The following is a 25624-nucleotide window of genomic DNA, read 5'->3' as shown; positions in this document are numbered from 1 at the left end:
CGCCGGGCGCTAGCCCCCGGTTCCCTCATACGCAGTAACAACCGGACGCTAGCGCGTGGCGGCTGATTTTACCAGTGCATGATCCGGCCTAGGCGTGGTCGAGCCAGTCGAGCGAGCGGGAAACGGCTTTCTTCCAGTGGCGGCAAATTTGGTCGCGGTGGTCGGCAGCGATCGCCGAGCGGAACTCGCGGTCGAGCGTCCAGTTGCGGCGCACGTCTTCCAGATCGTTCCAGTAGCCGACGGCCAATCCTGCTAGATACGCGGCCCCGAGGGCGGTGGTTTCGGAGACGACCGGCCGGCGGACGGGGACATCGAGCAGATCCGCTTGGAATTGCATCAGGGCGTTGTTTAAGGAAGCTCCGCCATCGACTTTCAGCTCCGCTAACGGCAAACCCGAGTCCTGCTGCATCGCTTCGAGCACGTCCCGCGTCTGGAACGCCATCGACTCGACCGCTGCGCGAGCGATATGCCCGACTTCGGTCCCCCGTGTCAATCCGAACAGCGATCCGCGGGCGTAGGGATCCCAGTGGGGGGCGCCGAGACCGACCAGCGCCGGAACGAGATACACGCCACCCGAATCGGGAACCGAAGCGGCCAACGCTTCGACTTGCTCAGAAGACTCGATGACTTTCAGTCCATCCCGCAGCCACTGGACGATCGCCCCGGCGATAAAGATTGCCCCTTCGAGGCCATAGGTGACCTGCCCCTCGCGGCTCCAGAGGATCGTGGTCAGCAGGTTGGCTTCGGAAACGATCGGTTGCTCCCCGGTGTTCATCAGCACGAAGCAGCCGGTGCCGTAGGTGTTTTTCGCCGAGCCGCGTTCAAAGCAGGCTTGGCCAAACGTCGCCGCTTGCTGGTCGCCGGCAATTCCCGCGATCGGGATTGGGCCGCCGAACCATTCGGGGTCGGTCTCGCCGTAGACCTCGCTCGAGGAGCGGACCTCGGGCAGCATCGCTCGAGGAACGTCCAGAACCCGCAACAGTTCATCATCCCAGTCGAGCGTATGGATGTTGAACAGCAGCGTTCGGCAGGCGTTGGTGACGTCGGTCAGGTGGAGTCGCCCGCCGGTCAGTCGCCAGACCAGATAGCTGTCGACGGTGCCGACCAGGATCTCGCCCCGCTCGGCTCGCTCCCGCAGCCCGGCGACCGAATCGAGCACGTGTTTGATCTTGGTGCCGGAGAAGTAGGCGTCGATGACCAGCCCGGTCTTATCGCGAAACAGTGGCTCGAGCCCCTCGGCCTTCAGCTTGTCGCAGATCGGCGCGCTGACGCGGCTTTGCCAGACGATCGCATTGCCAACCGGGCGGCCGGTCGCACGCTCCCAGAGAACGACCGTTTCTCGCTGGTTGGTGACGCCGATGGCGGCCACGTCGGCGGCCGACAGCTCACCCTTCCGCAGCGCCTCGCGGGCGACTTCGACGACGCTCGACCAAATCGCTTCGGGATCGTGTTCGACGTGCCCGGGCACCGGATAGATCTGCTCGAACTCTTGCTGGGCCGAAGCGATCACTCGACCTTCGCGGGAGAACAGCATCGCGCGGCTGGAAGTGGTGCCTTGATCGAGGGCGAGGATACAAGAGCTCATGGTGCGACTCGTTTGCCGAAATGTTCCGCTAATCGAAGTCGCACCCGGGCAATCTCGGACTCCACTTCCGCGGCTTCCAGCCGACCGGCATCCACCAACAGAAGAGCGAGCTCGCGGAGCGACGCCTCCGTCAGCCCGGGATCGTACAGCAGCATCAGTCGTCGCTCAATAAGATCGTCCAGCCGCCAAGCCCACTCGTGTTCGATCACCCAGCGGGCATAGACGCGAGGAATCGAAGTCCCGCGGATCGTGTCGCCGCTGTCGGTTTCTCCCGACTCGCCCACTTCGCCTCCCGATGGGGCCGCTTGCAACTCCCCGACGATCGTCCGAAGCTGACTGCCGCACAGCGACCAGACTGCCGCGACGCTCTCGAGCGACCACCCCAGTTGCTCGGCCAACGCGTCCATTTGCTTTGCTTGTGCGGCCGCGTCGCGAGGAAAGTTTTCGCTGCCCGGAATCCCTCGCTCCCGGCTGTTCCTGACTACGGGAATCTGAAGCTCGTCCAAAATCTCGGCCGTCGCCTCTTCGGCCAGTGCGCGGCAAGTGGTCAGCTTGCCGCCGATGACCGAGTGGATGGTGAGGCCGTCGGATTGTTGCTTGCGGACCCAGTGGCGGCGGGTCACCGAGGCGGGAGTCCCCTGGCCGCTGTACGGCAACGGTCGAACTCCGCTGTAGTGCCACTGGATGTCCGACCGCTCGAGGGCGATCTCGGGAAACATCTGGTTGACCAGCCGCAGCAAATACTGGAGCTCCTCCTCCGAAGCGACCGCGTCGGCCGGGTCTCCCTCGTACGGCAGATCGGTCGTGCCCACCAGCACGCCGCCGGCCAAAGGCAGCACGAACACCGGCCGCCCGTCCTCGGCTTCGCCATACAAGCCGCGCCCGGCGAGCCGCTCGATCAGCTTCGGGTGGCGCGTGAAGAAGTGGCTCCCTTGCGTGCCTCCCATCAGCCGCTCGCTGGGAACGTGCAGCCGCTCGAGCGTCCGGTCGACCCACGCGCCGGTGGCGTTGATGATCGTCGCGGGGCGGATCGTGCGGGGCGCCGTGCCGCTCGCGGGGGACGGCACCAGCGGCGTTAACTGAACCACTTCTCCCTCCCGCCGGGCCTCGTGGTAGGTCAGCACGTCGAATTCGATCCCCTGCTCTGCGGCGATCCGCCGCGCATCCTCAAGCAAAGCGACGGTGAACCGCTCCGGCGCGGCGATCTGAGCGTCGTGGTAAGCCGCCAGCCACGGATAGTGCCGAGCGTCGACACTGATCGCGCGGCGGTCGCCGTTCCGGTACACCCGGTGCTTGGGCAGCGACGGATCGCGAGCGTAGGTGTCGTACATCCACAATCCGGTCCGCACCAACCACAGTCCCCGCGATTTTGCCGCCCCGCCCCACTGCGGAAAGCGAAGGAACTTGGCGGCCGATTGGCGGACGCCGCCAAATCGGTTCGAGACCGGAATGAACAGCTCGAGCGGCTTGACGAACTGGGGAGCGAGTTGCAGCAGCCGCGTCCGCTCCTCGAGCGACTCGCGAACCAGATCCAGTTCCCCATACTCCAGATACCGCAGCCCGCCATGGATCAGACGCGACGAGTAGGCGGTGGCTCCCGAGGCGATGTCGGCGCGATCGACCACCGTCACTGGAACTCCGTTGAGCAACAGCTCGCGGGCCAGCGCCGCGCCGTTGATCCCCGCGCCAAGAATCAGAATCGGTGCCGTCATGCAGACTCCTACGAGATTCGCCGTTTTTGAGCGTCACGAAACGGTGTGCCTAATCAGCCGCCGGGCGCCTCGGCCGTTACCCTCCCCCCGGGAGGGTCGGACTCTTAGGCCCGGGGAGGGCTAGCCGAGTCCGCCCACGCTTCGTGCTCGACGGTGCGCACGGCCCTCCCCGCTCGTCCCTCGCGACCCTCCCCGAGGGAGGGTGATGTGTTTTGCTGACACCGCCTACTTTACGGAGAGGGTGGATTCGACCGGCAGACCCCAGCCCAAGGCGTGGAAAGCCATCGCCGCTAACAGCGCGCCGACGATTGGACCGACGACCGGGATCCAGGCATAACCCCAATCGCTGTCGCGCTTGCCGCCTCCGATCGGCAGCAGCATGTGCATCAGCCGCGGCGCGAAATCGCGAGCCGGGTTGATCGCGTACCCGGTCGTCCCGCCGAGCGACAACCCGAGCACCAACACCAGCAGGCCGACCGGCAACGCATCGAGCGCGCCGAGCCCCACCTCCGGTTTCGCTAGGAACAGGACGGCGAACACGAGCAGAAACGTGGCGAGCGTCTCGGAGATGAAGTTGTCGATCGGGCTGCGAATCGCCGGGCCGGTGCAAAAACAAGCCAGTTTTGCATCGGGATCCGCGGTCGCGGCAAAGTGGGGCCGGTAGTGCAGCCAGACCAAGGCCGCTCCGAGCGCCCCGCCCAGGAACTGAGCGACTAGATACCAGGGAACTTCCGCCCACTCGAACTGGCCGCTGGCGGCCAACCCAATCGTCACCGCCGGATTGATGTGCGCTCCGCTGTACAGGGCCACGGCGAAGACCGCCACAAACACCGCCATCCCCCACCCAAAGGTGATCACGATCCAGCCTCCGGCGTGCCCCTTGGTTTCGCGGAGCAGCACGTTGGCGACCACTCCATTGCCGAGCAGGATGAGGATAGCAGTCCCGACTAATTCAGCAGCAAACGAAGTCATCGTCCGGCGCGTCTCCGATCCGAGGGGCTCCAGCAGAAAAGCAAACCGCGGCATTGTGCGCGATCCGTGCTAGCAAAGCACCATGGGGAGGGAGAAGGTAGCCGGTAGCCGAGAAGGTCGGGAACCACGAAGGACACGAAGAGCACGAAGGTTGGCCACGGAAGGACACGGAAATGCACGGAAAGGAGAGGGACCGCGGATAGCACGGAGAACGCAGATAGAAAGAAAATCCGAAACCCAGAAATGTGTGGTGTCCGCGCTATCCGTGGTTCAACTCCCCACTTTTCCTTCGTGCTCTCCGTGGTTCCCAACTCCCAACTCCCAACTCCCAACTCCCAACTCCCAACTCCCAACTCCCAACTCCCAACTCCCAACTCCCAACTCCCAACTCCCAACTCCCGGCTACCGGCTCCCGGCTCCCGGCTCCCGGCTCCCAACTCCCAACTCCCGGCTACCGGCTACCGGCTCCCGGCTCCCGGCTCCCAACGCTTTGCGGCCGGCTTCGAGGGTTTTGAGGATCGCTTCGACGTCGTAAACACAGCCTCCCCAGGTGCCGCCGCCGACTTGTTGCAAGGCGGCCCACAGCCGAGTGTCGGCGGGGATTTTGGGATCGGGCGCCAGTCGCGGATGGGGCTCGCGGGCGGCCAGCACGGCGGCGGCAGCCGCGGCGTCCAAGCGGCCTTCGGCAGCCGTTGCCACCAGCTCCACATGGCCGACCAGGCGGACGCGATCGACGACGATTTCGATCGTATCGCCGTCACGGACTTTGGCGATCGGGCCCCCGGCGAGCGCTTCGGGGCCGACGTGTCCGATGCACGCTCCGGTGCTGACGCCCGAGAACCGGGCATCGGTTACCAGCGCGACTTCCTTGCCCCACGGCAGGTACTTGAGCGCCGAAGTGATCTGATACGTCTCCTCCATTCCGCAGCCGAGCGGTCCGCGGCCGATCAGAACCATCACGTCCCCCGGCTGGACCTGCCGCTCCTTGACCGCCGCGATCGCTTCCCGCTCGGAGGTGAAGACGCGGGCCGGCCCCCGTTTGCGATACACCCCATCGGCGTCGACGACGCTGGGATCGATTGCGGTCGCTTTAATCACCGAACCTTCCGGGCAGAGGTTGCCGGCGGGGAAACAGACGGTGCTGGTCAGCCCCCGACGAGTCGCTTCGGCAGGAGGGATGATCACATCGTCCGGATCGACACCGTCGGCTTCGCGAAGCCGCTGGCGAAGCGCTTGCCGCCGCTCACTGGCCCGCCAGCGGTCGAGAATCTCGTCCCAGCTGAGCCCGGTCACGGTACGAGCCTGGGAACGCAACAGTCCCAGCTCTCGCAAATGCCAAGCGACTTCGGGGACGCCGCCGGCAAGGAACATTCGCACGGTGGGGTGCCCGACTGGGCCGTTGGGCAAAACATCGACGAAGCGGGTCACCGAGGCATTGATCGCGCGGAAATCTTCGACCGAGGGCCGCCGGATGCCCGCCGCGTGGGCGATCGCCGGCAGGTGCAGCAGCAAATTTGTCGAGCCTCCGACCGCGGCGTGGACCAGCATCGCGTTGTACATCGCATCGTCGGTTACCACGTCCGCGGTCGTCATTCCCGCGGCGTCCATCGCGTGCAGCGCGCGGGCGCTGCTGCGGGCGAGATCGGTCCAGATGGCGGTCCCGCTTGGGGCGAGCGCCGCATGCGGGACGGTCAGCCCGAGTGCTTCGGCGACAACCTGGGCGGTCGCTGCGGTGCCGAGAAATTGGCAGCCGCCGCCCGGCGTTCCGCAAGCCCGACAGCCTTCGAGCGAGGCTTGCTCGAGCGTGATTTCGCCTTGCGTGTACCGAGCGCCGATCGTCTGCACTTTCCCCGCGTCCTCGCCCACGGTCGGTGGCAGGGTCACGCCCCCAGGCATGATGACCGCAGGCAAGTGCGGCATCCCGGCAAGCGCCATCAGCATCGCCGGCAAGCCCTTGTCGCAGGTCGCCACCCCCAGCACGCCGCGGCGACGCGGGAGCGAGCGGATCAAGCGGCGGAGGACGACTGCCGCATCGTTGCGGTAGGGAAGGCTGTCGAACATCCCGTCGGTCCCCTGCGTTCGCCCGTCGCAGGGATCGCTGCAGTGGGCGGCGAAGGGGACCGCGCCGAGCTGCGTTAAAGTCTCAGCGGCGGCCCGCACGAGCAGCCCGACTTCCCAGTGGCCGGTGTGATAGCCGAGAGCGATTGGCCGCCCGTCCTCGCCACGCATCCCGCCTTGCGTGCTGAGGATCAGGAACTGGGCGCCGAGCAAATCACGCGGCTCCCACCCCATCCCGGCCGCTTGTGTCAGCCCAAACAGATCGCCGCTGCTCCAGGTCTTCAGCATCTCGTCGGTCAGCGGCAAGCGACCGGCAGGCCCCGCGGCACTCGTGGGAACCGGCGTCGTGGGCAGTTCAAACAGCGAGTCGGTCATCGGCGAACCGGGGGAGCAGGAGGTGGAAGGAACAGCACGCGCTCCAGCCTAACGTACGTCAGCCTTCCCAGCCTGACATCCCGCGAGGCGCTGTCAGAAAACCCTGAGCCGACGGCGCTAGCCGCGGGTGCTGCAGCGAAAATTCCGGGGCTGCGAGGCCCGAGGCTAGCGCCCACGGCTCACCCGAGGCTACGGCTCAAGAGACTGAAATCATCGGGTTTCCTGGCAGAGCCTCGAGTCAGCCTCCCCGGGCCTGAGAGCTCGACCCTCCCGGGGGGAGGGTGCCGGCGGTTTGGAGGGGAAGGTGTCGGGGCTCAACGTCTCCGCCGGGTGAGCAGCACGGCTAGCAGGAGCGGTACGAGCACGCTGATCAGCAACCCGAGGCCGGTAAATTCGCCGCGGGAGGAGACCCAGCCGAGCATCACGAAGACGACCGCAACCGCCGTGTTCGCTACCGCCATGACCGCGTAAAAGCGGCGGCGCGGGAAGCCTTGCAGGCCCGCCCACAGGATGCAGGCATCGGCCAGGATCGGAATCGGCCGCGTGATCACCAATCCGGCGGCCCCCCACTCGCGGAAACGGCTCTCATGGGCGGCTAATTCTTCGGGCGAACAGAGACGCTCGGCCATCGGTCTGCCAAAGCGTCGCGTCGCTTCGAACCCCATCGCGGCGGAGAGCATCAGCCCGGACCACACGCAGCTGATCGCCAGTGAGGGGCCGAGCGTCTGGCCGGCAAGCGTCGCGACGGCGCTGCCAGGGACCGGCAATAAGATGTCAGCCCCGAGTGCCGCGACCACGGCCAACGCCGTCGCCAGCGGACGGCCCCCAAGCGCGGCGAGGGCGGCAGAAATCCAGTTTTCGATCCAAGGACCAGCGATCAGGAATGGCAGGATGGGAACTGCCAACGCAATTCCCACCAGCCACCACATCCGACTCGCTAACGCCACTCGAACCACTCAGTCGGAGGAAGAAACTTTGCGAACCCGGTCAACCGCTATTCGCGGCTGCCGCCCGCGAATCGCATAATCAGGTACAGCAGCGTCATGACCGCTTGCAGCGTCGCTGCCACGTACGTCAACGCCGCGGCGTTGAGCACTTTGGCAACATACGGTGCCTCTTCCCGGGAGATGATCCCCTGGTCGACCAGTTCCAGCTTCGCTCGCGAGCTGGCGTTGAACTCCACCGGCAAATTCACCAGCTGGAAGAAGACCGTCGCTCCGAACGCGACGATTCCCAGCCAGATCAGCGGCTCGATACTGGCGATCGCCCCGCCGATCAACAACCAGATTCCGATGTTTGAGCCAAAGTTGGCCGCCGGGACCGCCATGTTGCGGATCACCAGCGGAGCGTACCCATCGGCATCCTGCATCGCGTGTCCCGCTTCGTGGCAAGCAACGCCCACCGCTGCCATCGAGCGACCCCGATAAACGTCGGGGCTCAGCCGAAGCACCTTGTGCCGCGGGTCGTAGTGGTCCGACAAGTGACCGGGGACCTGCTCGATGCCCACATCACGGAGCCCGGCCGAATCCAACATTCGCCTCGCCGCTTCGGCGCCGGCCATTCGCGCGGGAACCTGCGACATCGAGGCGAACGACGACTTCACTTTCCACTGGGCGTACAGGCCAAGCAGGAAAGGAGGCAGAATGAAAAGAAAATAGACCGGATCGAAGAACACGGTTTGTGCTCACAATTCTTAGAGGTGGGGTCGGCGGAAATCACTGCCAGATTGGCACGCTCCGCAGTTGACGTCTTATTTTAGGCAAGCGGCGTGCCAGCGGGCGAGAGCCCTCGCACCAAATGGCCTTCAAGCAAGGCCGAGTGGGAGCCGAGCTTCGCCGCATGCGAAACCTACCTAGCTGACCGCTCGTGCGGTAGGTTTGTAACCTGCAGATCGCTCCCCGGGCTCTCGGCTTTTCTCCTTTCGGGCTTCTCTCCTACAGAATCTTAGGCTGTTGATGATTGATTTGGCGGATCTTCCGGAGCGGTTGGATGTGATCGCGGTCGGGGCTCACCCGGACGACGTGGAAATCGCCTGCGGGGGAACCTTGGCGCTGCTCGCCCAACAGGGCTATCGGGTGGGGATTATCGACCTGACCGACGGCGAGCCGACGCCCCATTCGCAGGGCCCGGAAGTGCGTTTGAAAGAGGCGCAGCGGGCTGCCGAAGTGCTTGGCGTGGCGGTGCGGCGGACGCTCGATTTGCCCAACCGCCGGTTGTTCGATTGCTTCGAGACCCGCGTCGCTCTGGCCAAGGAATTCCGCCGCTATCGCCCGCGGCTGGTGATCGGGTTCGGCGACAAAACGCCGATGGCGTCTCCCGATCATTGGCAGGCGATGCAGATCACCGACGCGGCGGTGTTTTACAGCCGCTTGACCAAGTGGGACGAGCATTTCGAGGGGCTGCCGGTACACGCGGTCTCGCGGCAGCTGTATTTCCGGCTGGCGTTTGAGCCCGACACGCTCGGTGGATTTCCGAATCATCTGACCGTTGACATCGCCGCCACGCTCGAGGCGAAGATCGATTCGATCCGCTGTTACGAAACCCAGTTTGCTCACAAGGCTTACGTCTACGACCGCGTGCGGGCGGCGGCCGTCGTTTCGGGGCAAGCGGCGGGAGTTTCGGCTGGCGAAGTGTTCGTCGCTTCGCGGCCTGTCGCGGTGACCGACCTCGTGGCGACCGTTTTGCCCCACGGCGAAGTGCAAACGTGAGCTCCTCCACGCCACCGAACCGGGCGCCGCGGTTCGGGCTGACCTCGCTCGTCAGTTTGGTGATCGCCAACATGATCGGCGCGGGGGTCTACACCAGCAGCGGGTTTGCCCTGGCGGACCTCGGCAGTCGCAGCTCGGTCTTGCTCGCGTGGGGACTCGCCGGAGCGGTCGCACTGCTCGGCGCCGCTTGTTACGGCGGGCTGGCTCGGCAGCTCAGCGAGTCGGGAGGCGAGTATTTGTTTCTCGCCCGCGGCGTCCATCCGTTGGCGGGCTTTTTAGCGGGCTGGATTTCGCTGACCGCCGGTTTCAGTGGCGCGATTGCCTACGCCGCGGTGACTTTCGAAGCCTATCTGCCCGCCGGAAGCTGGATCGGCGAGCTGCCGCCGCGGGTCGTCCCTTGCGTGCTGATCGTCGTGTTCGGAGCTCTGCATTTCGCTCGTCTGTCGGCCGGAGCGAGAACCCAGAACCTGTTGGTGCTGGTCAAGCTCGTGCTGCTGGTCGTGTTCGTCGGGATTGGGCTGTTCAGCCTCGGGGTTGAGGGGGTGCGAGAGTTCGGAGCGGCGGGAAGCGAGCCGGTGGGAAAGGGGGCGGTGGAAGTGGTTGGCGGACCCGGGGCGTCGGCGTCGGTCGTCGCGGTACCGATTTCTCTGGCGGCGCTAGCGACGAGCGTGATGTGGTTCTCGTTCAGCTACGCCGGGTACAACGCGGCGGTCTATGTCGCGGGGACGTCCAGCGGCGGGGCCACCGTTGCTCGTGCGATGTGGCTCGCGACCATCGGGGTCACGATTCTTTACTTGGCGCTCAACGGGGTGATCCTCTGGAGCACGTCAATCGACGCGCTGGCGGGCCAGAAAGACGTCTTCAAGATTGCTGCCGAGAGTCTCGGAGGAGTGGGGCTGCGGCGATTCGTGACGGGCGTGATTTTGCTGTCGCTGGCGACCTCGGTCTCGGCGATGGTCCTGGCCGGTCCGCACATGTATGCCCAGATGGCTCGCGACGGGATGCTGCCCCGCTTTTTGGCCGCCCCTCCGGACGCGGTGCCGCGAGGGGCGATCGTGCTGCAGTGCGTGCTGGCGATTGGGCTGGCACTGGCGACGAATCTCCAGCAATTGCTCGACTACCTGGCCTTTCTGTTGTTGCTCAGTTCGGCCGGCAGCGTGTTGTGTTTGCTGTTGCCGCGATTTTCGGGACGGCCGGGATCGCGGCCAGTGATCGCGTGGCCGCTCACTCCGGTCGTATTCGTGGTTGCCTCGCTCGGGATCGCCGCATTGGCCTTCAGCTACCGCTTGCAGAGTGATCCACGTGGACTGGTGCTGGCGGTGCTCGTGCTGCCGCTGGGGTTCGTGCTGTATCCGCTCTTCTCGCGCCAGGGGGAGACGTGACCAGGGCATTGATCGTTTAACGGCAAGCCGAAGGCGACTGCTTTTTAACGTCTGCTGCGCCGCACCCTGGCATCCGGGAGTGGTGCGGGGGAGAACACAGTCGCCTGCGGCTTGCCGTTAAACGATTGCGCGGGTGAAATGCGCGGCGGTGCCCCTTTTTTAATTTGGCTCGACACCCAACAATCAGGGGCAACCCCTTCAAATACTCGATCTTCAAGGCAGCCGCAGTTGACGAGCGGCTTTTTCAATGCGTCGCGCTGATATCCGAAACGTTGTCATCATTGCCCACGTCGACCACGGCAAAACCACGCTCGTCGACTGCTTGTTACGCCAGAGCGGCCAGTACCGCGACTCGCAACTGCAGGGGGAACGGATCCTCGACTCCAATGATTTGGAGAAGGAACGGGGGATCACGATTCTCGCCAAGAACATCGCGATTCCCTACCGCGGTGTAAAAATCAATTTGATCGACACCCCGGGCCACGCCGACTTCGGTGGCGAGGTCGAGCGGGTGGTGCGGATGGCCGACGGCTGTCTGGTGCTGGTCGACGCGGCCGAGGGACCGATGCCGCAAACGCGGTTCGTGCTGGAAAAGGCGCTCGAGGCGGGGGTCCGTCCGATCGTGATCGTCAACAAAGTCGATCGACCCGACGGGCGGCCGCACGAGGCGCTCGATGAAGCTCTGGAGCTGCTCGCCGATCTCGGTGGCGAAGAGTTGCTCGACGACGCCGCGTACGTCTATACCTCGGCCAAGGAAGGCTTTGCGACGACCGATCCGAAAGTCCGCGGAACCGATATGCGGCCGCTGCTGGACATGATGGTCGATCGTTTGCCCGGCCCGGAGGTCGATCCCGACGAGCCGCTGCAGATGCTGGTCACCACGCTCGATTGGTCGGAGTACGTCGGACGGATCGCCGTGGGGCGAATTCTGGCGGGTAAGATTTCCAGCGGTCAGGCGGTCGAGCTGCACCAGGCCAAGGGCGTTTCGACGGCCAAGATCGGCGGGCTGTTCGTGTTCGACAATATGGGAAGGACCGAGACCCAGGAGGCGGCAGCCGGCGAAGTCGTCGCGCTGGTGGGGCTCGAGAACGTCGAAATCGGCGACACGATCTGCGAAGTCGGCAAGCCACGGCCGCTGCCGCGGCTGAAGGTCGACGAGCCGACGCTGGAAATGGTGTTCGGCGTCAACACCTCGCCGTTCGTCGGTCGCGAAGGCAAGTACGTCACGACGCGTCAGCTCAAAGCTCGGTTGATGAAGGAGCTCGAGCGGAACGTGGCCCTGCGGGTCGAAACGATCGAAGGGACCGAAGCTTACGCGGTTCGCGGTCGCGGCGTGTTGCACTTGGCCGTGCTGATCGAGACGATGCGGCGGGAAGGTTTTGAGCTGAACATCGGCAAACCGCGAGTGATCTTCAAAGAGATCGACGGCCGTCGGCAAGAGCCCTACGAAGTCCTCACCGTCGAAGTCCCGACCGACAATATGGGGCCGGTGATGGAGCTGGTCGGACTTCGCCGCGGACAGCTCGAAGAGATGCAGCAGCGAAGCGATTACAGTCTGCTCCGCTTCAGCATTCCGGCTCGCGGCTTGATCGGACTGCGGACTCGGCTGCTGAACGCGACCAAGGGAACCGCGATCATTCACAACCGCTTCTCCGGCTACCGCCCGGTCGAAGGGGAAGTTCCCAAACGGGCCAACGGCGTGATGGTCTCGATGGCCTCCGGCCGTGCCGTGCCATTCGCCCTGTACAGTCTGCAGGATCGCGGCGAGTTGATGGTCCCGCCAGGCTCGGAGATCTACGAAGGCCAGATCGTTGGCGAGAACGCGCGGGACAACGACATGGTCGTGAATCCCTGCCGGGAGAAGAAGCTGACCAACATGCGGGCTTCGGGGAGCGACGAAAACGTGATCCTCAAGCCGCCGAAGGACCTCTCGCTCGAAGCGGCCCTCGAGTTCATCGAGGACGACGAGCTGGTGGAGATCACCCCGACGAGCATCCGTCTGCGGAAGGCATTGCTCAAAGAGGCGGACCGTCGCCGCCAAGGCCGCAAGCCCGCGTTCGTCTGAGGGCCTCGATCGGTTACGATCCGGCTCTCGAATCTCCCGGTGTTTCCTTCCGCTGCTGACCCCTGCGATGCCAGCCACGACCAGTCTGAACGATTTTCTCGCAGCCCTCGACGGGCTCGCCGAGCGAGGTGCCGCAGCGTTCGCGGAGGTCCGCGACGCTGAGACGTTGGAGGCGGCTCGCGTGGAGTTTCTCGGAGCCAAGAGTGGAGCGCTGCGGGACGTCCAGAAACACTTGGGCGGGATCGACAAGGCGGACAAACCGGCTGCCGGCAAACGGCTGAACGAAGTCAAGCAGCTGCTGCAGGCAGGCTTTGACGCCGCCGCCGCGGCCCTCAAGTCGGGCGAGGCGGTGGCCACTGGTCCGGTGCCCGATCCGACCCTTCCCGGGACGCCGCTCGAGCTCGGCCACATCCACCCGATCACCCAGACGATCGAGCATCTCAAGGAGATCATGGGACGGATGGGGTTTGAGGCGGCCGAGGGACCCGAAGTTGAAGATCCGTGGCACAACTTTGTCGCCTTGAATATTCCCGAGGACCATCCGGCGCGCGACCCGCTGGACAATTTCTATCTGGCCACTGCCGCCGCGCAGTCTGCGGGCGAGGAGGGAGGCTTGCTCCTTCGCAGCCAGACGAGCACCGTGCAGATTCGCGTGATGGAAGCTCGCCAGCCGCCGGTGCGCGTGATCTCGCTCGGCCGCGTCTATCGCCCCGATGCTCCCGACGCGACGCATTACCCGATGTTCCATCAGATGGAAGGGTTGCTGGTCGACCGCGGGATCACGATGGCGAACCTCAAAACCGTGTTGCGGGTGTTCGCCAACAACTACCTCGGCGAAGACGTGCGAATCCGCTTTCGCCCTTCGTTCTTCCCCTTCACCGAGCCGAGCGTCGAAGTCGACTTCTGGTGGAACGACGCGTGGATCGAATTCGGTGGAGCGGGGATGGTCGACCCGGCAGTGCTCGAGTCGGTCGGTTACGATCCCGAGCAAGTGACTGGGTTTGCGTTCGGTTTGGGAGTCGAGCGGCTCTGCATGCGTCGCCACGGGATCACCGATATCCGCGACCTGTACAGCGGCGACATGCGGTTCCTCGCCCAGTTCTAGGACCTCCGCCCGCTCCGCCTCTTCCGCCGCTCATCCTCCAGCTCCGCTCACCTCTCGCCTGACCTCCGACCATGCTTGTCTCCTGGACTTGGCTCTCGCGCTACATCGATCTCGCCGATACCCCATCGAATCCGGGCAACCCACAGAAGCTCGGGCCGGACGAACTGGCCGACGCGCTGAGCCTCTCGGGGCTGAACCATGAAGAGACCTTCACCCGCGGTTCGGAAGTCGTCATCGATCTGGAGGTGACCAGCAACCGCGGCGATTGCCTGGGGCACATCGGCGTGGCTCGCGAGATCAGCGTGCTGTTCGACCGAGAGCTGCGAGTTCCCGATCCGCGGCCAGCCGAAAGTGCGCCGCCGGTGGAGCAGCTCGTGGCGGTCGAGAACCAGTTCGTTGAAGCCTGTCCCCGCTATACGGCTCGCGTGGTTCGCGGCGTTCGCGTCGCCCCGAGCCCGGCGTGGTTGGCCGATGCGCTGACCGCCGTCGGGATTACGCCGGTCAACAACATCGTCGACATCACCAACTACGTAATGTTCGAGTGCGGTCAGCCGCTGCACGCTTTCGATTTGTCCGCGGTTGCCGGTGCGAACGAGGGAGCCGCCAAGATCATCGTTCGCCCAGCGGCCAAGGGGGAGCGGATCGAAGCGATCGACCATAAGACCTACGAGCTCGATCCTTCGATGTGCGTGATCGCCGACACCGAGCGGGCGCTGGCCGTGGCGGGCGTGATGGGAGGAGCCGGCTCGGAAGTCAGCGAGTCGACGACCGACCTGCTGATCGAAGCGGCGATTTTCACACCTCTCTCGGTCCGCCGCACCGCCCGCAGGCTGAAGCTGCACAGCCCCTCGTCGTTCCGCTTCGAACGCCGCGTCGATCCGCTGGGAGTCGATTGGGCTAGCCGCCGAGTGTGCGAACTGATTCTCGAAATCGCTGGCGGCGAGCTCTGCAGCGGAGTGGTCGATACCGCGCCGGAGATTCCCGCGACGGCACCGGTCACGCTGCGGCTCTCGCAGATCGAGCGGATTCTGGGGATCTCGGTTCCTCGCGACGAGGTCCTGCGGATCCTGACGGCGCTCGGCTGCCGCGTGGAAGAAGCGGGCGAGGAAGCGAGTCCGGCGATGACGGTGGTGCCACCGTCGTGGCGGCACGACCTGACGCGGGAAGCGGATTTGATCGAAGAGGTAGCGCGGATCCACGGCTACGACAAGATCCCCGAGGACTCGCCGATCGCGGTGGCTCCCAGTGCTCGTCGCGAGTTCGACCACGCGATGGACCGCGTCCGCCAGGTGCTCACGGCCGCGGGGATCAGCGAAGCGATGACGCCGAGCATCGTGACCGAGGCACTCGACGCCCAACTGACGCCTTGGACCGATCGCCCGGCTCTGCGGACTCAGACGCCGCTGCTCAAAGGAGCGGATCGACTACGGCGTTCGCTGTTGCCGAGCTTGCTGCAGAGTCGAGCCGAAAATTGGTCGGCGGCGAGCCTGCATGCGGAGCTGTTCGAAGTGGCCCACGTTTATCTGCCTGGCGAGAGTGCTGCCACTCCGGCGGTGGAGCAGTACTGCGTGGGACTGGTCAGCGGCAAGGACTTCTACGCCGTCAAAGGGATCATCGCGACGTTGGCCGCGCGGCTCGGCATTCGCGAGCCGCTCGCGGTGACGGAGGAACCGATCGCGGGGCTCGATCCGAACTTGGCGGTGCGGCTGCGGGTCGGTGAGCACGCGATCGGCTGCTTGGGGATGCTCGACTCGGAGCTCACTCGCCGCTTGAAATTGCCTGCGGCGACCTGTGTCGCGGAACTCTCCTTGCCCGCCTTGTTCGCCGGCGCGGCGCTCGTTCCCCAGTTCCGCACGGTCAGCCCCTACCCGTCGATCTCTCGTGATTTGAACCTGATCGTCGGCGAAGCGGTGCGGTGGGACCAGTTGGAGTCGAGCACTCGCACGGCGGTCGGCATCGAGCTCGCCGGGGTCGACTACCGCGAGACCTATCGGGCTCCGGAAAAGGACGGCCCGCAGACCAAGCGGATCCTGTTCAGCGTCGAGCTGCAGCGGCAAGACGGCACGTTGACTGGCGAAGAAGCCGACGCCATGGTGCAAGCGATCCTCCAGCAGTGCGAGCAGGATCACGGAGCGAAGTTGTTGGCGTGAGCCCGGGTAATCATCAGCCGCGAATCCCCTGTTTATCCATCAGCCGCCACGCGCTAGCGTCCGGTTCTCACGAATTCCGCAGAAAGCGGACGCTAGCGCGTGGCGGCTGATGAGCGAAAGGCGATTCTATTTCACCGCGAGGGTTTTGGTGTCGGTCGGTGGGGCGTGTTCGCCCTCCGCGGGACCTGCCGGACGGCTTTGGTCGCCGACGCGGCGGACCACGAGCCAGAGCACGAAGATCACCAGCAGGATCCCGCTCACTGCGGCGACCCCATACCAGAGCAGCGTGTTCACCAACGCCCCGACCGGGGCGATGATCTCGCTCCAGCGGTATTGGACCAGCACCAGCAGGTCGGTCGATTCTTGCGGGTCGGTGGGATCGACATGCGGCAGCGAGACCGGCTGGACCGCTGCGATCCAGGCGCCGCGATAAGCTTCTCCTCCCGGCGCCGCGACGAGCGGATCGGTGTAATCCACTCGCTCGCCCGAGAGCAGTCCGTCGAGCACTTCGGGGGCCAACTGGTATCGCTGGTCCATCGAAGCCTCAGCCGCTTGCGGGGCGTCGTTGATCAGCGGGTGTTGGAGGATCGTTCCCCGCAGGGCTCCGGGGCGGGCGTCGACGAGCGTGGCGATCTGATTCAGCTGGGCTGGGCCGCGGGTCCGCATCAAATCGAAGCCGCCGAGGTTGGTCGTCGCGACGAACACGCCGTCGGGAGGCTGGCCGGGAGCCGGATCGGGATCGAGGTAGATCGGGGTGCTGACGGCGACCTTCCAGAGCTGGGTGGCGGTGCTGAAGAAGGGTTGGCTGAGGTAGGTCCGGCGGAGCGGCTCGACCGAGTGCGGGTCGGTGTCCGGCGGAAGCCCTTCGTGGCCGCCATGGAAATAGGGACGGAAAGCAAAGTTCCGCCCCGCGCTGTCCTCTTCGCGGCGGACCGGCGATTCGTAGGAGATGGCGAGCATCGTGCCGAGGTCGTCGGTCAGGAACATCGTCGCCAAGTCGATACTATTGCCGTAGGAATCGGCGCCGTCATAAAGCGCGAGCCGGCTGTCGAGATACTCCTGCAGCGGCTTGCGGGCTGGCGAGTCGAGCAGCGTCTGGCGGGCTTGCTCGGCGTCTTGGCCGCTGGCGATCCGCTCCCGCAGCTCGCTGAACTCCGGATCTTGGAGCAGCTCGCGGAGGAGCGTTTCGAACTCTGGACGACTCGCCTCCCGCTGGACGACTTCAAAATATTTGCGGAGTTCCAGCTCCAGCGTGCGGGAGGCGAACATGGCCGCCAAACGGTTCGACTCGTTCGCTCTCTCGCGGAGCGCCGAAGCGACCGAGGTCCGGGTCTCGAGCACGGTCCGGGTCATCAAGATCCCGGTCATCAGCAACAGCAGCAGCGGGCCGACGATCCCCAGCAACAGCAGCGGACGACGCTGCCGCGCCGCCGCTCGGTGGTCGAGCGCCTCGATGACTTGCTGAACGTTGGCAAAACGCTTCTCGGGATCGACCGCCAAACAGCCGTCGATGATCTGAGCCAGCGCGCGATCGACGCCGCGTCGCCGATGGTGGTCGCGCGGAGGCCCGTCGCGGAGGATCGCCTCGCGGTACTGGTCCAAGCGGCGCGGCAGGCTCCCCGCGGTGTCGATCCGCTGCAGCAGCTCACCCGTGCGGTGCGGCGCGTTGCCGGTCAGGATCCGGTATAGGATCGCCCCCAAGCCGTACACGTCCCAGCGGGCATCGGGAGTCGCTTCCAAATCGGCTTGCTCGGGAGCCATGTAGAACAGCGTCCCGAGTGCCGGGGTCTGCTCGTGCGACATCCGGCTCTGGCCAAAGTCGGCCAGCCGCGGCCGATAGTCCTCGTCGAGCAGAATGTTCGCTGGCTTCAGGTCGCAGTGCAGCACCCCTTTGCCGTGCGAGTGGTTCAGCCCGATGCAGATCCCATAGAACAGCTCAATCGCTTGCCCGATCGGGAGCCGGCCTCGGGTCGCCAACAAATCCTCGAGCGACCCCGACTCGAGATATTCCATCACGTAGAATGGCGGATCGGCTTCCCAGCCAACTTCCAAGACCTGCACGATGTGGCGGTCAGCCGAGAGCTGGACCAAGTGCTTGACTTCGCGGGCCAGCAGCGACCAATTGACGCCGCCGCGGTGCAGGTAGAACTTGATGGCAACCCGCCGCCCGGTGTTCAGGTCGCGACCGACCCAGACTTGGCCAAACGCCCCGGCCCCCAAAAAACGCTCCATGCGGTAGCCGGGCAGCTCGGCTGGTGGGGCCGTGGCCTGCAGGCTCAGCCGCTCGGCTTCGAGTTGCTCTCCGAGCGTCTGTTGCTGGGTATAATCGCCCGACATTCGGTCCCAAGGTCAACGCGTAGGCCCAAAGATAGGCTCTGTCAGAAAACCCTGAGCCGACGGCGCTAGCCGCGGGTGCTGCAGCGAAAATTCCGGGGCTGCGAGGCCCGAGGCTAGCGCCTACGGCTCACAAGACTGAAATCACTGGGTTTTCTGACAGAGCCTAGCTTTTAGGGCTCTGATGACTCGATTACCTATAGGCTAGGTGTATTTCGCTGTGCATATTCTAACGGCCCGCCCGCTTTCTGTCGCCGCGTCCAAGCCGCCGCTGCGGCTGTTCCTCTCGCTGCTGCTCCTGCTTGGCAGCAGCTGGGGAGTCCTCGCGGACTGCTCGGCCGCCCGAGCCGCAGCGCCTCCGGCCGCCGACGATATCGCTGCAGCGACCGGTGAACCAGTAGCGGCGAAAGAGGCTGAACCGCCCGCTGAACCGCTCGATGGGCGCGCGGGACGCGAACTGTTGCTGCGGAATTTCCGCCCGCAGCCGCAACTGCGGGTGGCCGAGACCCAGGTCGCGATCGCTCGCTTTCCGGTCGTCGATGTGCACACGCACATGTTCTATCGCCAGCGGCACAACGAGCAGGCGCTGGAAGATTTCGTGGCGCTGATGGATCGCAACCGGATCGCGGTCTGCGCCAGCCTCGATGGACAGCTCGGTTCGCAGTTGGAGGAGCACCTCGATTTCCTCTGGGAGGACTACCGCAACCGGTTCATCGTGTTCGCCAATCTCGACTGGATGGGGGATGGCGATCCGGACAAGCCGGCGACTTGGGCCTGTAACCGCCCGGGGTGGGCCGAGCGGAGCGCCGAGCGGCTGGTCGAAGCGGCGGAGCGAGGCGTCAGCGGGCTGAAAATCTTCAAGCGATTTGGGCTCGAGTACCGCGACGCCGAAGGGAAATTGCTTCGCATCGACGACCCCCGTTGGGATCCGATTTGGGAAGCGTGCGGGCGAACTGGGCTGCCGGTGTTGATCCACACGGCCGACCCGAGCGCTTTCTTCGAGCCGCTCGGCCCGGAGAACGAACGCTGGGAAGAGCTCAGCCGGCATCCCGATTGGCACTTCCACGGCGGCGATTTTCCGTCCCGGATGGAGTTGCTCGAAGCCCGCAACCGCGTCATCGCTCGGCATCCGAAGACGCAGTTCATCGGAGCTCACATGGCCAATTCGGCCGAAGACCTGCGGCTCGTCCAAAAGTGGCTCGACGATTATCCGAATCTGTGGGTCGAGCCGGCGTCGCGCATATCGGAGCTCGGGCGTCAGCCCTACACGGCTCGCGATTTTTTGATTCGCAATGCCGACCGCGTGCTGTTCGGGACCGATGGGCCGTGGCCGGAAACCCGCGTCCGGTTGTACTGGCGGTTCTTTGAAACTCGCGACGAGTACTTTCCGTACGCCGAGAACGAGTTCCCGCCGCAGGGTTTTTGGCGGATTTACGGCGTGCATCTGCCCGACGACGTGCTGCGGAAGATCTATCACGAGAACGCCGCGAAATTGATTCCCGGGGTGGCCGAGCGGTTGGCCGCGTGGCGGGAGGCGAAGGAGTAGCGGATTTGCCGAAGCGTCGATCCGAGTGAGCTAGGGTTGGAAGGAGTGCGGGAGCAGTGTTGCTGCTACCCCGCTGCCGCAATCCTCCCCTGCCCGGTTCTTATTCATGTCGCAAACGATCCCCACCTCCCTGGCTTCGTCGTCGCCGTCTCCAGCGGACAGCTACTTTGCCGAAGCGGTACCGGGGGGGCGTGAAGGAGCGGTGCGGCAGGGGACGGTCTCGGTCCTGCACATCATCAACGGCCAGCATTTTGCCGGAGCCGAGCGGGTGCAGGTGCATCTGGGGCGGTGTTTGCCGAGCGAGGGATTTCGGGCGGACTTTGCTTGTTTGACGCCGGGCCGGTTTCTCGAGCAATGCCCGCGGGACGAGAGCGAGGTGTTCGCCGTGCCGATGCGGAGCCGCTACGATCTCGGCGTGGCGGGGCGGATCCTCGCTGCGGTCGGCTCCCGACGCTATCAGCTGCTGCACGCCCACACACCGCGGTCCGCGATGGTCGCCGCGCGAATCGCCAAGCGGCTGGACGTTCCCTGGATCTACCACGTCCACAGCCCCACGGCGAACGATTCATCCCGCTGGCTGCAAAACCAGCTGAACTACTGGGTTGAGCGGTGGTCGCTGCGCTCTGCCGCCCATCTCATCACCGTCTCGAACAGTCTCCGCAAGCAGATGATTGCCGAGGGCTGGGCGGCCGATCGCGTCAGTGTCGTTGCCAATGGTGTTCCGGCAATCCGTCCGCCGCGGCAGCAGATCCCCACTCCCGGCGGCCGCTGGGTGCTGGGCATGGTGGCTCTGATGCGGCCGCGGAAAGGATTGGAGGTAGCCCTGCGGGCTCTGGTCGAGCTGCGGAAGCGGGAGCTCGACGTTCGCCTGCGCTGCATCGGCCCGTTTGAGACGGCTGAATACGAAGCGTCGATTCGCCGGTTGATCAGCGAGCTGGGCCTGGAGGACGCGGTCGAGCTGAGCGGCTTTGCCAGCGACGTGCCTGCCGCCCTCGCCGAGCTCGACGCGATGGTTCTGCCGAGCCTCTACGGCGAAGGGATGCCGATGGTCGTGCTCGAAGCGATGGCCGCGGGACTGCCGGTCGTAGCGACGCGGGTCGAAGGGACTCCCGAAGCGATCCGCCATGGCCGCGACGGCTTGCTGGCCGAACCGAACTCGCCGCAAAGCCTGGCCGAACAGCTGCGGTTGCTCGTCGAGGGCGAGTACGACTGGCAGGCGCTGAGCGAGTCGGCTGTGCGAAGACACGCCGAGCAGTTCTCCGATCGGGCGATGGCCCACCACACCGCCGGCGTCTACCGGCGGGTGGTGTAAGTACGTTAGGCTTGCCGGGCTTGGTCAGAATACCTCGACAATACCCTCCCCCCGGGAGGGTCGAGCGTCAGCGAGGGGAGGGAGAGCAATCCCTGACGATAGCCCGAAATGAAACTCACCGTTGCAGAAACCCTCCCCGCTCGTTCCTCGCGACCCTCCCGGGGGGAGGGTATTGGCTGTGCCTTTTCTAGCCCTTGGACTTGTGTAGAGACGAATGCCCGGGGGGAGGGTGCTTGGCGGTGCGTTAGGTTTCCGCGCGGGCTTGCTTGGGTGGACGATTCGGTTCGTCCCCTTCGTTGTGGGGCCGTTTCTGCAGGTACAGCTTGATCGGCACTTCGCCGAACGGCAGATGGTCGCGGAGCACGCCGAGCAGGTAGCGGCGGTAATTGTTAGCGAACCCCTCGGGCTCGTTGCACATCAGCACGATCATCGGCGGCTCGGTACCGACCTGCGTCCCGTAGTAGATCTTGGGGCGGCGATTCTGGTACATCGGCGGCGGGTTGCGTTCGAGGGCCGCGTGGATCAGGCGGTTCAGCTGGCCGGTGCCGACGCGGGTTCGCGACTGCTTGAACAGCATTTGCGCGTGGTTTAGCAGCGCCTTGACGTTCTTTCCTGTCTGGCCGGTGATGAAGGCGATCGGGGCGTACTGCAGCGTCGGGAACTGGGCGTGCAGGTAATGGACCCACCGTTCGGTCGGAATCTGACCCTGCAGCTTGTCCCACTTGTTGATCACGAAAATCACCGGCTTGTGGTTGTCGGTGATGTACTGGATCAGTTGCTTGTCGACCTTGCTCGTTTTTTCCGCGGCGTCGAAGAACATCAGCACGACGTCGGCCCGGCGGACCGACCGCTGGGCGCGGTGCGTGCTGTAGAACTCCAAATCGGTGCGGACGCTTCGCCGCCGCCGCAGCCCCGGCGTGTCGATCGCCGTAAATCGCTGGCCATCGAGTTCGAAGTGCACGTCGACGCTGTCGCGGGTCGTCCCGGCGACTTCGCTGACGATCATCCGCTCGGCTTTGACCAGCGTATTGATGAACGTGCTCTTGCCCACGTTGCGGCGACCGACGATCGCCACTTTCATCCGCGGTTCTTCTTCCGCCTCGGCTCCCGATTCCTCGGGCAGCCGCTCCTTGATCAGCTCCAGCAGCTCCTCGCGGCCCCGGTTCTGCTTGGTGCTGACGCAGATCATGTGGCCGCGTCCGAGCTTGTAGAACTCGTCCGCTTCGCTATCGAGCTTTTCATGGTCGGCTTTGTTGACGACCAGAATCACCGGACGGTCGATCCCGCGGAGTCGCTCGGCCGCTTCCTCGTCGAGCGGAACCAGGCCGGAGCGGATGTCGACGACGAACAGGATCACGTCGGCCGAATCGATCGCCGCGTCGATCTGCGAGCGGATGTCGGCCGTCAGATTATCGGCATCCTCGACCCCCATCCCTCCGGTATCGACCAGCTCGAAGTACCGCTCGTCATGCTCGATCAAGGTCGTGAGACGGTCGCGGGTGACGCCCGCATAATCGTCGACGATCGCCAGGCGGCGGCGAGCCAGCCAATTGAAGAGACTGCTTTTACCGACGTTGGGACGTCCGACGACGACGACTTGAGGGACGGCCATGATGGGTGGATGCGGGAAGCAAACGGTCAGAGAAGGGAAAACGGGGGAGCACGCGAGAAACGCGTGTTTTTAAGTGTATGCCCGAGGCGGCCCCGACGACAGGGTTCGCTCACCCGGTATATTAAACCGCGGCGAGAAATTTTGAGCGCGGTTGCCTCACGTCCCGCCCGCTCATTGCTGGCGGCGTTCCGGTCCCGATTTCGATTCCCTGAGGCTTATGAGTTCTGCTCCCGAAACGGTCGATCCCTCGGAGTTTGGGTTTGAGGACGCTGCTGAACTGCAGGCGGCCACCGCGGGGTTACTGGCCCACTTGGGGCGGATCGGCTTGACCCATCTTCCCTCAGCCGCCGCGGTCGCCAACGCAGGGCTGCCCCTGCTGCTCGAAACGGCCCCCACACCGCCGGCCCCCACATCGACGGTCGACGCAGCACGGCCCGACGCAGCACGGCCCGACGCAGCACCCTCCACGCGTCCCTCACCGGCCGCCCCCCAAGTGGCTCGGCCGGTGAATGTCCGCGAGCCGACCGCCGCGGCCCCCCGCGGACGGCTGGCTCCGGCGGCGGCGGTCCTCGATGGGCCGGAGAATTACGCGCGGCCTCGCCTGCCAGTGGTCAACGCCCAGGCGGAGCTCGCGGCGCTGTCGAGCGAAGTGAGCTTCTGCACCCGCTGTCCGGCGCTGGTCCAGTCGCGGCGGCAGACCGTGTTCGGCGAAGGCAATCCGGCTCCGCGAGTCTGCTTTTTCGGCGAGGCACCGGGGGCGGACGAAGACCGCAGCGGGCGACCGTTCGTCGGCCGCGCCGGAGAGCTGCTGACCAAGATGATCGAAGCCTGCACGTTCCAGCGGGAAGAGGTCTACATCCTCAACACGATCAAGTGCCGGCCGCCGGGGAACCGCAATCCGCAGCTCGACGAAGTGGAGCACTGCCGCGGCTACTTTGAGCAGCAATTCGAGATTCTGCAGCCCGAGTACATCGTCTGCCTGGGACTGATCTCGGCCCGGGCGCTCCTGCACACCACGGCTTCGGTCGGGCGGCTGCGAGGCGTCTTCCATCGCTATCGCAGCAGCAAAGTCCTGGTCACCTACCACCCGGCCTATCTGCTGCGAAACCCTGAAGCGAAGCGGGCCGCCTGGGAGGATCTGCAGCTGATGCTCCGCGACATGGGGATCGACCCCAAGGCTCCTCGGAAACGGTAGTCCCCCCGCCGCTGATCTTGACGGGCGAGCGGGCCGGTTCGTACGAACCCGTTTATTCGTTCGAGTTTTGCTGGGGAGAATCGTCTCGGTGTGCCGAAGTAAACAGATTGCGCTGCGAGCTGCCTGCGTCACCGCTTTGGCGGTCGCCCCCCAGCTTGCGGCCGGGCAGTACGGCACTTCGCCGAGCGGCCCGATGCCGGTCAATTCGGCTCCCGCTCTGCAGCCCGGTGCGCCGTCGACGCTCAGCCAGCCAATGACGCAGCTGGCGCCGGTTCCTTCGCGGTCGAGCATCTCCAGCCCCACGCCACCGTCGGTCTCACTCGGCAACCCCACCTACGATCCGTATCACAGCGGGGGGACGCCGGGCGTTTATCAGCCCGCCCTGCCCCAGCAGCCGGCAATCCCGCCGGTCGCGACCGTGCCGGGCGGAGCGACCGCCGGTTCGATTTTCGGTGCCCTGCCCGGAGGCCCCACGGGTTACGGCGGAGCTCCGCCACCGACCGCGTTTGCCCCGCCGCCGACGGCGCCGATGGTCAATCCACCGGTCTATCCGCCTTCGATTTATCCCAGTGAAGGTCCGCCGGTGCTGTTCCCCGGCGGATTGATGGGTGGCGGCATGGGAGCGGGGGCGTATGGAGCGCCGTACTCCGCGGGCGAGTTCGCGCCGCTCAAGTTTTTCCAGGGGCCGCGGCTGCAGCATGCTTGGCTCGGCGGCGGCGATGAGGCCCGCGATCTGGGGATCAACACCACCGACGCCTCGCTCGCCTTTGCCTTTCCCAATTTTCTGTACAGCGGCCAGCCGCTGTACGTACTCCCTTCGTTCTCGCTGCATCTCTGGGATGGGCCGTCGGGCATCGCGGCCGATCTACCCGGGCAAGCCTACGACGCCTTCGTCGATTTCGGCTGGCAGTCGGATCCGAACCAAATCCTGGGGCTCGAGGCGGGGCTGCGAACGGGCGTGTTCACCGACTTCGACACATTCAACAGCGATAGTTTTCGGATTCGCGGGCAGCTGCTCGGCAAATTCCGCGTCACCCCGCGAGCGACGCTCAAAGCGGGGGCGATGTACGTCGACCGCAACGACATCAAAATCATTCCCGCTGGCGGGCTGCTCTGGCAGCCAACGCCCTACTCCCGCTGGGATCTGTTCTTTCCGAACCCTAAGATTTCTCGCTACCTGAGCACCGTGGGGACCAAAGACACGTGGGGCTATGTGGCTGGCGAGTTCGGCGGCGGGGCGTGGTCGATCAAGCGTGCCGACGGGGAAGAGGACTCGGTCGACATCAACGACATCCGCCTATTGCTGGGGCTCGAGTGGGGCCGCAGTGATTTGATCCGCGCCGGTCGTCGCACCGGCTTTCTCGAGGCGGGTTGGGTGTTTGCCCGCGAGGTCAAATACGAGCGGAACCCGCAAGACAACTTTGACCCCCACAGCACCTTCATCATCCGAGCCGGAATCGGATATTAGGGAGCCGGTCAGATCAGCCGCCACGCTTCTAGCTTCCGGCCGGCG

At 65.1% G+C, this 25624-nt stretch carries 17 protein-coding genes; 9 read left to right on the top strand and 8 right to left on the bottom strand.

Annotated features, from left to right (window positions below):
* Positions 1-88: 88 nt before the first annotated feature.
* From glpK to GNK13_RS11275, 6 genes are all read right to left on the bottom strand, one after another.
* The gene (gene glpK / locus GNK13_RS11300; RefSeq protein WP_164102631.1) at positions 89-1585 is read right to left on the bottom strand and encodes a glycerol kinase GlpK; all 1497 of its coding nucleotides are present in this window, start codon (positions 1583-1585) and stop codon (positions 89-91) included.
* The gene (locus GNK13_RS11295; protein WP_164102630.1) at positions 1582-3297 is read right to left on the bottom strand and encodes a glycerol-3-phosphate dehydrogenase/oxidase; all 1716 of its coding nucleotides are present in this window, start codon (positions 3295-3297) and stop codon (positions 1582-1584) included. The genes glpK and GNK13_RS11295 overlap by 4 nt, the downstream gene beginning before the upstream one ends.
* A 225-nt stretch (positions 3298-3522) precedes the next feature.
* The gene (locus GNK13_RS11290; protein WP_164102629.1) at positions 3523-4269 is read right to left on the bottom strand and encodes an MIP/aquaporin family protein; all 747 of its coding nucleotides are present in this window, start codon (positions 4267-4269) and stop codon (positions 3523-3525) included.
* Between the two features lie 402 nt (positions 4270-4671).
* The gene (locus GNK13_RS11285; protein WP_164102628.1) at positions 4672-6702 is read right to left on the bottom strand and encodes a YjhG/YagF family D-xylonate dehydratase; all 2031 of its coding nucleotides are present in this window, start codon (positions 6700-6702) and stop codon (positions 4672-4674) included.
* 314 nt (positions 6703-7016) lie between these two features.
* A complete protein-coding gene (locus GNK13_RS11280; protein ID WP_164102627.1) occupies positions 7017-7607 on the bottom strand; it encodes a VTT domain-containing protein in 591 nt (196 codons plus the stop codon).
* 89 nt (positions 7608-7696) lie between these two features.
* A complete protein-coding gene (locus tag GNK13_RS11275; protein WP_164102626.1) occupies positions 7697-8377 on the bottom strand; it encodes a zinc metallopeptidase in 681 nt (226 codons plus the stop codon).
* A gap of 280 nt (positions 8378-8657) precedes the next feature.
* Between GNK13_RS11275 and GNK13_RS11270 the strand changes: the two genes are divergently transcribed.
* From GNK13_RS11270 to pheT, 5 genes are all read left to right on the top strand, one after another.
* On the top strand, positions 8658-9410 hold the full coding sequence (locus GNK13_RS11270) for a PIG-L family deacetylase (protein ID WP_164102625.1): 753 nt from the start codon (positions 8658-8660) through the stop codon (positions 9408-9410).
* Complete coding sequence (locus GNK13_RS11265) at positions 9407-10792, top strand: APC family permease (RefSeq protein ID WP_164102624.1); 1386 nt, start codon at positions 9407-9409, stop codon at positions 10790-10792. The genes GNK13_RS11270 and GNK13_RS11265 overlap by 4 nt, the downstream gene beginning before the upstream one ends.
* 247 nt (positions 10793-11039) lie before the next feature.
* On the top strand, positions 11040-12857 hold the full coding sequence (typA, locus tag GNK13_RS11260) for a translational GTPase TypA (RefSeq protein ID WP_164102623.1): 1818 nt from the start codon (positions 11040-11042) through the stop codon (positions 12855-12857).
* Positions 12858-12924: 67 nt separating this feature from the next.
* Complete coding sequence (pheS, locus tag GNK13_RS11255) at positions 12925-13962, top strand: phenylalanine--tRNA ligase subunit alpha (RefSeq protein WP_164102622.1); 1038 nt, start codon at positions 12925-12927, stop codon at positions 13960-13962.
* A 71-nt stretch (positions 13963-14033) separates the two neighbouring features.
* On the top strand, positions 14034-16112 hold the full coding sequence (pheT, locus tag GNK13_RS11250) for a phenylalanine--tRNA ligase subunit beta (protein WP_164102621.1): 2079 nt from the start codon (positions 14034-14036) through the stop codon (positions 16110-16112).
* Positions 16113-16238: 126 nt separating this feature from the next.
* Here pheT and GNK13_RS11245 read toward each other — a convergent pair whose 3' ends face one another.
* Entirely contained in the window at positions 16239-18449 is a 2211-nt protein-coding gene (locus GNK13_RS11245; RefSeq protein ID WP_164102620.1) for a protein kinase domain-containing protein, read from the bottom strand.
* 217 nt (positions 18450-18666) lie between these two features.
* Between GNK13_RS11245 and GNK13_RS11240 the strand changes: the two genes are divergently transcribed.
* Together GNK13_RS11240 and GNK13_RS11235 are read left to right on the top strand one after the other, a co-directional pair.
* Positions 18667-19992 carry an amidohydrolase family protein gene (locus tag GNK13_RS11240; protein ID WP_390622507.1) on the top strand — a complete coding sequence of 442 codons (1326 nt, stop codon included), beginning with the start codon at positions 18667-18669 and terminating at the stop codon, positions 19990-19992.
* A 106-nt stretch (positions 19993-20098) separates the two neighbouring features.
* Positions 20099-21304, top strand: a complete 1206-nt coding sequence (locus tag GNK13_RS11235) for a glycosyltransferase (RefSeq protein WP_164102619.1) — start codon at positions 20099-20101, stop codon at positions 21302-21304.
* A 244-nt stretch (positions 21305-21548) separates the two neighbouring features.
* Here the strand turns inward: GNK13_RS11235 and der are convergent, their stop codons facing one another.
* Positions 21549-22916 (bottom strand): ribosome biogenesis GTPase Der, encoded by a 1368-nt coding sequence (gene der, locus GNK13_RS11230; RefSeq protein ID WP_164102618.1) that lies wholly within the window; start codon positions 22914-22916, stop codon positions 21549-21551.
* A gap of 217 nt (positions 22917-23133) precedes the next feature.
* Between der and GNK13_RS11225 the strand changes: the two genes are divergently transcribed.
* Positions 23134-24111, top strand: a complete 978-nt coding sequence (locus GNK13_RS11225; protein ID WP_164102617.1) for a uracil-DNA glycosylase — start codon at positions 23134-23136, stop codon at positions 24109-24111.
* A gap of 88 nt (positions 24112-24199) precedes the next feature.
* Positions 24200-25579 carry a hypothetical protein gene (locus tag GNK13_RS11220; protein WP_164102616.1) on the top strand — a complete coding sequence of 460 codons (1380 nt, stop codon included), beginning with the start codon at positions 24200-24202 and terminating at the stop codon, positions 25577-25579.
* Positions 25580-25624: the final 45 nt, after the last annotated feature.

Source organism: Candidatus Laterigemmans baculatus, from assembly GCF_010367455.1.
GTDB classification, from domain to species: Bacteria; Planctomycetota; Planctomycetia; order Pirellulales; family Pirellulaceae; genus Laterigemmans; species Laterigemmans baculatus.
Note: the sequence above shows the minus strand (reverse complement) of the source record. Positions and strands in the feature narration are given on the sequence as shown.

Bases quoted from the DNA above. Each gene is read 5' to 3' on its own strand.
- glpK (WP_164102631.1), bottom strand. From the start codon at position 1,585: ATGAGCTCTTGTATCCTCGCCCTCGATCAAGGCACCACTTCCAGCCGC.
- GNK13_RS11295 (WP_164102630.1), bottom strand. From the start codon at position 3,297: ATGACGGCACCGATTCTGATTCTTGGCGCGGGGATCAACGGCGCGGCG.
- GNK13_RS11290 (WP_164102629.1), bottom strand. From the start codon at position 4,269: ATGACTTCGTTTGCTGCTGAATTAGTCGGGACTGCTATCCTCATCCTG.
- GNK13_RS11285 (WP_164102628.1), bottom strand. From the start codon at position 6,702: ATGACCGACTCGCTGTTTGAACTGCCCACGACGCCGGTTCCCACGAGT.
- GNK13_RS11270 (WP_164102625.1), top strand. From the start codon at position 8,658: ATGATTGATTTGGCGGATCTTCCGGAGCGGTTGGATGTGATCGCGGTC.
- typA (WP_164102623.1), top strand. From the start codon at position 11,040: ATGCGTCGCGCTGATATCCGAAACGTTGTCATCATTGCCCACGTCGAC.
- pheS (WP_164102622.1), top strand. From the start codon at position 12,925: ATGCCAGCCACGACCAGTCTGAACGATTTTCTCGCAGCCCTCGACGGG.
- pheT (WP_164102621.1), top strand. From the start codon at position 14,034: ATGCTTGTCTCCTGGACTTGGCTCTCGCGCTACATCGATCTCGCCGAT.
- GNK13_RS11245 (WP_164102620.1), bottom strand. From the start codon at position 18,449: ATGTCGGGCGATTATACCCAGCAACAGACGCTCGGAGAGCAACTCGAA.
- GNK13_RS11235 (WP_164102619.1), top strand. From the start codon at position 20,099: ATGTCGCAAACGATCCCCACCTCCCTGGCTTCGTCGTCGCCGTCTCCA.
- der (WP_164102618.1), bottom strand. From the start codon at position 22,916: ATGGCCGTCCCTCAAGTCGTCGTCGTCGGACGTCCCAACGTCGGTAAA.
- GNK13_RS11225 (WP_164102617.1), top strand. From the start codon at position 23,134: ATGAGTTCTGCTCCCGAAACGGTCGATCCCTCGGAGTTTGGGTTTGAG.